This is a genomic window from Xenorhabdus griffiniae, assembly GCF_001028135.1.
Lineage (GTDB): Bacteria > Pseudomonadota > Gammaproteobacteria > Enterobacterales > Enterobacteriaceae > Xenorhabdus > Xenorhabdus bakwenae.
In genome coordinates this window covers 38410-46707 of record NZ_LDNM01000027.1, presented here as the reverse complement: position 1 = coordinate 46707, position 8298 = coordinate 38410, and the positions used below count along the sequence as shown (strand labels likewise).

The window sequence follows — 8298 nt, the reverse complement described above, 5'->3', positions numbered from 1 at the left end:
GGGGAGTCGTTGCGTAACAGGGCCGACAATTTCGGCCAACGGTATTCCGTTCGGTGCTCCAGTGCACGGGCAAGCTGATAAACCTTAGACGGTTGCACAAAGCGTTCGACCTCCGGTCGCCGCGTATCCTGCAAACGCTGGGTATGCTTCTGCTGCCAGCGAAATCCCCTGCCCAGAAACAGACGCTGATGGCTGACGGGGATCTGTTTTGTGCTCATCAGGTAGCGCGGCAAGCGGCGCAGGTTTCGGCGATAGCGGAGTACCTGAATGCCCTGCCACGTGCGTATCATCGCTAATACCGCAAAACCGCCGGCCATCACATAGCTGACTGACGGTGCCAGTGCAATCGCCCAGGGTGCCCGGATGCAGACAAACGCGGCAACGGCGGAAACCACCGCGGTATTCAGCTCGACGGCAGGACGTAACAGGGCTTCAACAACGTAACGGCGGCTCATAGTGAGGGCTGCTGAGTCAGAGCGGTTTCAGTGATCAGTACGGGATAATGCTGTAACTGCAAACGGCGGGCCAGTTCTGTGCCGGAAGCCGGTGATAGCAGCAAATCCGGTACTAATGCCCGCAGTGACTGTAACGCCGCCATTTCACTGATATTGACGACCAGTCCCACCGCATGCAATTGCTTAAGTCGTACAGCATTCTGGCTTAACCACTGGCGCGAATCAGCGTCATCACCCATCAGAAATAGTGCGCCAATGCCCGGCAGTTGCAGTGGCCGGCTTGCCACTTTTCCCGGCGTGAGTTCCGGTGTTTTCACCGGCAACATGGCCGCTTCACCGGCCTGCTCGGGTGAAAAATGCGGTGGCGGCAAAGTGATATCATCTGACTGAGCATGAATACCTGCATAAAAGGGCGCAGCCTCCTGGCCGCCTAAATCGGCAATCACGTTCAGTTCAGCCTGGCAGGCACTCATCCATAACAAACCAACAATAGGTAACAGGCTCAGCCGTTTTATTGTAATGATGTGATATGCCATCCCTGTTCCCCCTGTCGCAACACTACCGGCATCCGCCCCCTGCCAAACCGGAACCAGTACCCCGCATCATGATTCAGCGTGATTTGCCGGTGACGTACCCGCTCAACCGGGATATGATGGTTTTTGGCCCACTGGCGTAATGTGTCGTCATTACCCTGACTGTCAACCAGATAGATATCCACCGGTTGCTTTGCCGCCAGGACTTCGGCCAAACGGGTGTCACAGGGCGGGCAATCGTTGACTCTGACAAACAGCGCCAGCCGTCCATTTGTCTCCCGTGATGTTGTCATATTGACCGACAACACATCCGGAAACAGCCGCTGCCAGGCGGCATCCACTTCCCGCTGGAAACGCAGCTCTTTCTCTGTGCGGGCAAACTCCGCCCTGACCCACTGTTCAGCATAACGGCGGCGTTCGGCATCACTGTCGGCTTCAATACCTAATGTGGTCAGCGGATCAAGCCCCGGGGACTGGATACCCCGGGGCCCACTCATCAGTTGCTGATAACGCCGGTATTCATCCGCACTTAACGTCCACTGTTCAGCCTGATTTTTCAGGAATTGCGGCTGGCTTGCTGTCGATGGTGTCTGCTGCGAGGCTAACGGTGTCGGTGTGGCTGCCCAGACCGGATTGTTCAGCAACCAGATCAATAAACCGAAACGATGCCATTTCATCAATGCCCTCCCTGCTGCGTTTGTTTAGCCGGAGTCGGTAACTGATAGCCCGGGCGTAAATGGTGACACACCACTCGCTGCACTTCATCCACGTTCAGTTGCCAGGCCGGGCCTGCCATCACCTGCAACGCGGTACGCAACCGGACAGGGCCTAACTGTGTGTGCACCGACGGCAAGGGCTGACGATATAAGATGTTATTGGTTTTTTCCGGCGCACATAATGTGTAGCCCGATTGACGCAAAACATAACGCATCGCATCAGCCACGGTGGGTTTCTGAGAGGCGGGGAGCTGACTATCAACCAGCTGGGAAAGCGGGTCACGCTGGGCCGCTGTCGGGTCGGTACTGACCAGCAAATAGCGGCCATAACGGACCACTTCTGTTTTTTGCCCATAAATATCCGGTGAAACCGGCTGAACGTTACGGGTCAGCGTAACGGAAGGAAAGGTCTCTTTGGAAAGCTGAGGTGGCGGTTGTTTTACGGGAGCTGTGCATCCCGTCAGTATTACCGCCATTAAGCCGGTTAACACAGTTATTTTCATGCCAAATAGGTTCCTGCTCAGTCGTAAAATAATCCTGACTATGCAGGGAACCCTGTGATGTATTCAATGAACAACTCAACTGTGTTTGCTGAAAATAAAAATGCCGCAACAGGAAGTAACGGATAACCCCTGAACCGGTATTATCGTATTACGTGGCATGAGTGATAACAGGGCATTATTCAGCAACCGATTTACGCGCTTTTCGCTCAAGCAAATTACCATTACGATCAAAATAGCGGCTGGGCCAGATTTCAGCAGGCTCCATTTCCAAACAGGTAGCAATGATAAACTCCCCTTTAGGCCATGGGCGGGATAAGGTATTTGCCAGTGTAGAAGAGCTGAGTCCCGATTCTCGGGATAAAGCGGCGAGTGTCGTACCACGCTTGCGTAATGCACAAATAATTTCGGCTGGGTGCCAGTCTTGTCGAGTGTGAGTCATACCTGCGTCCCCTTCTGTTGATTATTGGTGGTAGTTCAGACAGGGTTTGCGATACCGGAGTTATCAGCCGGCGAGACGTGAGTCTCCCCTGCCTGAACCGCCATTGAAGGGGCGATAGCAGGCACACTGGTAGAAACTTCCTACCAGTGGATAACAAACGAGGTCGCAAATCCCCGACTATCAGATGAGCTGATAGCTTTTTTACTTTAACTGATTGTGTTATCGAATTCAATAATCGAACAGGTAAGTTTAACAAGTAAATTAAGTTATTAGATTACCGACCCTGTTCAAATAAAGAACAATCTAACGAGAAGACGCCATAATAATAGCTCATATATCTAATTGATCATGGTAATTTTAAAGCTTAGTAAATGATATTCTAGACTGCTAAGAACATGTTCGTCGTTAGTTTTTAACCGCTTTAATATATTTCTCAAATTATCTTGTGATGAAAAATTCTTTTTCCTGAATTTTGGTTTGTATTGTATTACACATTCAAAGTCGACTATTAACTCAGGCTTGATTGAAACAATATGTACTTACGTTAACGAACTCCATAGGTGGTACAAAGAGAATCCTTTCCAAGGTACTCAAATTTTTCTACTAATGAAGCTTTCGATTTAGCCTAAAAACCTGTAACTTATGTTACATAACAAATGTTACATAGGTTATCTAATGGCAAAAGGTGAATCAGGGCGCATAGTTTTGGAAGTCGATCCAGAATTGAAAAAAGCCCTATACTCAATATTAGCGCATGAACAACAAACACTTAAAGACTGGTTTGTAGATAAGGCTCAGAAACATATAGAAGAAAAAAGAAATGAACTTATTAAGAGTTTTTCAAAGGTAGATGATGAAATTTAAAGCAGACCAGACAAGCCAAAAGCTAAGAGGTGGTTACTACACACCTCAGAACTTGGCAGATTACGTAACTAAATGGGTGTTAAGTAAACGGCCTGAATCAGTTTTAGAGCCAAGTTGCGGTGATGGTGTATTCATTCAATCACTTAACAATAATCAATGTAATAAGACTATTAAGCTTTCTTGTTTTGAATTGTTTGATACAGAAGCTCAAAAAGCGTCTGAACGTTGTCAAACTTTGGGTTTTGACAATGCTATTGTTACAGAAGGTGATTTTCTAGTCTGGGCAAACAAGCAACTGAATCTAGGACATAGTTTGTTTGATGCTGTTATCGGCAATCCTCCTTTTATAAGATATCAATTTCTTGAAAAATCATTTCAGGAACAGGCAGAACTTGTTTTTAAGCAATTAGGACAGAAGTTTACCAAACATACAAATGCTTGGGTTCCTTTCTTACTATCGACTCTTGCTTTACTTAAGAATGGTGGTCGAATGGGAATGGTTATCCCTTCTGAGATTATTCACGTAATGCATGCTCAATCGCTTCGTAACTATATGGGACAAGTCTGTTCAAAAATCGTGATAATCGATCCGAAAGAGATTTGGTTTGAAGATACTCTGCAAGGGGCTGTTATTATCTTAGCAGAGAAGAAAGAACGGATTGAACAGTCATCAGAGGGTGTGGGTATTGTTAGTGTAAATGGTTTCGACTTTCTTGAAGAATCCCCTGATGAACTATTTAACAAAACCTTGGGAATAAATGGCGAAACAATAGAAGGTAAGTGGACAAAAGCAATCCTGCAAAAGAACGAACTGTCACTTATTAAAAAGCTTATTAGTCATAAATCTATACATAAATTCAGAGATATAGCAAAAGTTGATGTTGGCATTGTAACAGGAGCCAACAAGTTCTTTTTAGTAGATAACGAAACTATCAAGCAATATGGATTAGAACAATACGCTCATCCTATGTTTGGCCGTAGTCAACACTGTCCAGGTATCTTGTATGACAAAGCACAACATCAGAGCAATCAGGATCAAGGTCTTCCAACAAACTTTTTATACATCAAAGAAGAGCTTAAAAAAGCTCCTGCAAAGGTAAAAGATTATATTGAGCTTGGTGAAACTGAGAAATATCATGAACGTTATAAGTGCCGTATTCGCAAGCCTTGGTATAAGGTGCCATCCGTTTACAGCACCGAAATTGGCATGCTGAAACGTTGTCACGAAGCTCCTCGACTGATTTTAAACCAAGTTGGAGCATACACAACAGATACGGCTTATCGTGTATCCTCGACTTTCACAAGCGCAGAAAACTTGGTGTGCAGTTTTTTAAACCCTCTCACAGCCATCACAGCAGAGTTAGAAGGGCGTTATTATGGTGGCGGGGTATTAGAGCTTGTTCCTTCTGAAATAGAAAAGCTTTATATCCCAGTCATTGAAGGTAATAAGCACGATATGGTTACTCTGAACCAGCTAGTGAAAGAAGGTAAAGTTGAAGAGGCGATGCGAATGCAAGGAGAGGCAATTTTATCTAAATTAGGTTTTACCAATGAAGATAATGAAAACCTAATGTCTATTTGGAAAAAATTAAGAGATAGACGTTTACGTAAATAGTATGTATCAGAATCGCAGCTCACTTAATATGAGCTGCTTTTATTCTTAAATTACAAGTGGTTATACAAATCAGTAACAGAAGGGATTTTACTGTCTAGCTCACCAAGATCGAACAAATCTTTTATAAAGTTATCCATTTGTTCTTTTGCAGTGTCGAACTGTCTTTCTAAAACGATTTTCGAGCGTGTATCTGCTTTGGATATATCTGAATGTAGTTTGTTCATTCTTTGTTGTAAATCTGCAATAACGTCATGCTTCGCTTTTTCTTCTGTATTGCCAAAATTGATTATTGGGATTGGCATCCGTGTTTGAACTTTTGTCCCACGAGCGACAAAACCCCCTCTGAATACTTCACCATATATCGAAGCAAACCACTCTAAGTATCTTGAAGATAGAATCGCTTGAATATAGTAAATAGAATAAGGACAAGTTTCAGGAACATTAATGATACTGTAACCAGCGGTTCCTCCCGATGATATGAAGGTTCTGTTATTGTCTATTGAATATTTATAACCATTTGATAAAACGCCAACAATGATCTTTTGTGGCACATCGCAGTTTTCGAGAGCTTGACTACGGCCATATCTATACCATTCATTAGGTGTAGTAGGGTCAGGCTTAATAGAGCGTTTACCATTATCTAAATTATCTTTTATCACTTGCAAGAATTCGAACATTTTCGGGTAATGTTGCTCTAAATCCGCATATTCTATGAGTTGAACTCTATCACCTATTTTTTTGTATGGATAAATGACGAAAGCATTCGGCTCTACGTCTTTATACGTGTAGAAATGGTCTTCTCCTGAACGCTGAGTTTCAAAGTATGGGCGAGTCAATTCTTTCTCAACATGATATTCATGACCATCGTATGCAAAGTAAATATAGTCTTGTTCGATCTTAATCCCTTTGTGAATATAGTAATCGTTGGCACTGGTTTGAATACCGTTTGCAATCGCTTTTTGGCCTAAGATATCACCTAATTGCAGGGAATTACTGTACATCTTCTGCAAGATTTCATTGGTTTCTTTTTCCAGAATCCAAGTATCTGAATCCAGTTTATCTACTTCGTAATTACTTGATAGTAAGAATGTATCTTCACGAGTGAGCCATTTCTTGAAATTCTTGACCTCATAGAAAGAAAACTTTTCTTGCTGAGATTTTTTCAAAAATAATAAGCAAGTATAGGTTGTTTTGTTTTTGAAAACTTGATTCGAACCAAACGAGATTAGTTTACAAAGGTATTTATTATCAGCAAGTAATTTACGTAGATTTTTACCAGCACCTACTTTAGTAAATTTTGACGGAAGTATATAGCCCAAATAACCATTATCCTTCAGAAGTTGCATTGAACGTTCTACAAAGAGGAAGTACTTATCGAATTGTTTGAAAGCGGATTTGTATTTCTTCTTATAAATTGGTAGTTCAGCTGGCGTTATTTGCTTCATGTGCTCGGTTGCCATGTAGGGAGGATTACCCACAATTACGTCAAAGCTATGATCAACGTTGAATGGATTCACACTAAAAAGATCTGTTGTTTTCACATTGTCAGACAGAGTAATCAAACTATTTCCGAAAAGAATATTGCTCTCTGTTTTTGGTAGAATTGGCTTATTGGGACCTATAGTCTCTTTTGACTCACCTTCGAGTAGTTTTAGAAGTAAACCAAACGAACAAGCTTTAACAGCGTTGAAGTCTTTATCAATACCGTAAATGCAGCGAGTTAGAATCTCTTTCTTAACAGAGAGTTTCAATTTGAAACTGTGCTCAGTTAGCTGTTGCAATTTCGAACGATCATGTTCGATATAGTAGTCAATCAAAATATCTTGAATCGTCTGAAATACTTCAAGTAAAAAAGCGCCTGAGCCACAAGCAATATCCGCAAATTTAGAGTTTAATATCTGCTCGTCAGATTTGTCTTTACAGAACTCAATAACAGTATTTCGAATAATATCTTTAATAATATGACTGGGGGTAGTAACAACGTCCCGATCAATGTGTTCTTCTTTAGGCTGAATCTCTACTTTTCCAGGTTCCTTAATGCGTATTTTCTCACTCAAAAATACTTCGTAAATGCTCCCTAAGATATCGGAAGAAAATACGGAGAAAGAATACGCGCTTTGGGGGAAGTAAAGCTGTTCGATGATTGTCCAAATACAAGAATCTTTATTACTAATCAGTTCGTCAATATTTTCAAGGGCGAATAGGCCTGAATTATATTTTCGATCAGAGTCTTGTAATTTACTGATGAGAGATTGAAAATCTTTTTGATGAGCAAAATGATAAAGTGTCTCATAATCTTCCAAATCTCGGTCTTCACAGACACGCAAAAACACTATGCTGTTGATGTAATTCTGCGTTAGATCATTTAGTTTTTCTTCACTTAATTCAGGTTTGATAGTGATGAATTCATTAGCCAGCATCAAACGCCACTCATTGATTTGTTTCAAAAACAGATCATCAACGCTGAAACGTGAAATGTTGTTTTCAATGTCTGACCATTCAGAATCGAATTGACCAGAATACACGCTGTCTTTACCAATAAGCTTCTGAATTTCATTAAAATTATTAACTAGCTCAGTGAAGTGATATAACTTGATTCTGGAATTCAACGCAGTATCGTCTTCTGAGACTTGGTTAGAACAATCATAGATTGCAGTGTATTCAAAGTTTGATAAAACTGAGATTTTTAATTTTGCTGTAAAGCCGTAACGACGAACTTGTTTTGCTGGTTCTGGATCAGTTGAAACCTGAACACTCGGTTTTTTAGCTTCGACGAAGAACTTACGTTCTGAGAAGAAACGGAATGTGTAATCAGGTTTTTTAGTGTTTTCTCCTGCTCTAGCCCTTAAACCTTCCTCAACCAATACTTCACGTTCATTCGTTGACTTACCGTTCGAATTTGTGATATCCCACCCAAGAATCATGAAGAACTGATCAAGAAAATCCGTTCTTAATTGAGTCTCATTGTAGCGACTGGAACGATAGTAATCTAAGTCACTAGTGAATCGATCAACCAAACGTTCTAACTGTTCAATTTTTGTCATTTTATTATTTCAGAAGTTAAGCTATTCAGTTCAGAGTTGCTAAGGTTCATACACTTAGCTCCTGTGAATTAAACTTGCGTAATTTTTGTTTCATGAGTGATTTTAATCGCCTCCTGTACAATAGATACT

7 protein-coding genes and 1 pseudogene are annotated in these 8298 nt (G+C 42.0%); 2 read left to right on the top strand and 6 right to left on the bottom strand.

All coding sequences use genetic code 11. The annotated features are described in order from the left end of the window. The 5 genes and pseudogenes from AAY47_RS07445 to AAY47_RS07425 all read right to left on the bottom strand — a co-directional run. Positions 1 to 455: pseudogene (locus tag AAY47_RS07445) on the bottom strand (conjugative coupling factor TraD, PFGI-1 class); the annotation flags it as partial. After that, positions 452 to 991: an integrating conjugative element protein gene (locus AAY47_RS07440; RefSeq protein WP_047768411.1), complete on the bottom strand. Its 540-nt coding sequence runs from the start codon at positions 989 to 991 to the stop codon at positions 452 to 454. The gene AAY47_RS07440 and the pseudogene AAY47_RS07445, both read right to left, overlap by 4 nt. Next, positions 967 to 1665 carry a TIGR03759 family integrating conjugative element protein gene (locus AAY47_RS07435; RefSeq protein ID WP_047768409.1) on the bottom strand — a complete coding sequence of 233 codons (699 nt, stop codon included), beginning with the start codon at positions 1663 to 1665 and terminating at the stop codon, positions 967 to 969. The genes AAY47_RS07440 and AAY47_RS07435 overlap by 25 nt, the downstream gene beginning before the upstream one ends. Continuing rightward, on the bottom strand, positions 1665 to 2207 hold the full coding sequence (locus AAY47_RS07430) for a PilL N-terminal domain-containing protein (protein WP_047768407.1): 543 nt from the start codon (positions 2205 to 2207) through the stop codon (positions 1665 to 1667). The genes AAY47_RS07435 and AAY47_RS07430 overlap by 1 nt, the downstream gene beginning before the upstream one ends. Before the next feature lie 175 nt (positions 2208 to 2382). Continuing rightward, positions 2383 to 2646 (bottom strand): helix-turn-helix domain-containing protein, encoded by a 264-nt coding sequence (locus tag AAY47_RS07425; RefSeq protein ID WP_047768405.1) that lies wholly within the window; start codon positions 2644 to 2646, stop codon positions 2383 to 2385. Between the two features lie 675 nt (positions 2647 to 3321). Here AAY47_RS07425 and AAY47_RS07420 point away from each other — a divergent pair. Beyond that, positions 3322 to 3510: a hypothetical protein gene (locus AAY47_RS07420; RefSeq protein ID WP_047768403.1), complete on the top strand. Its 189-nt coding sequence runs from the start codon at positions 3322 to 3324 to the stop codon at positions 3508 to 3510. Continuing rightward, positions 3500 to 5125, top strand: a complete 1626-nt coding sequence (locus AAY47_RS07415) for an Eco57I restriction-modification methylase domain-containing protein (protein WP_047768402.1) — start codon at positions 3500 to 3502, stop codon at positions 5123 to 5125. Before AAY47_RS07420 ends, AAY47_RS07415 begins: the two co-directional genes overlap by 11 nt. A gap of 50 nt (positions 5126 to 5175) precedes the next feature. Here AAY47_RS07415 and AAY47_RS07410 read toward each other — a convergent pair whose 3' ends face one another. After that, the gene (locus AAY47_RS07410; RefSeq protein ID WP_047768400.1) at positions 5176 to 8169 is read right to left on the bottom strand and encodes an Eco57I restriction-modification methylase domain-containing protein; all 2994 of its coding nucleotides are present in this window, start codon (positions 8167 to 8169) and stop codon (positions 5176 to 5178) included. Positions 8170 to 8298 lie beyond the last annotated feature (129 nt).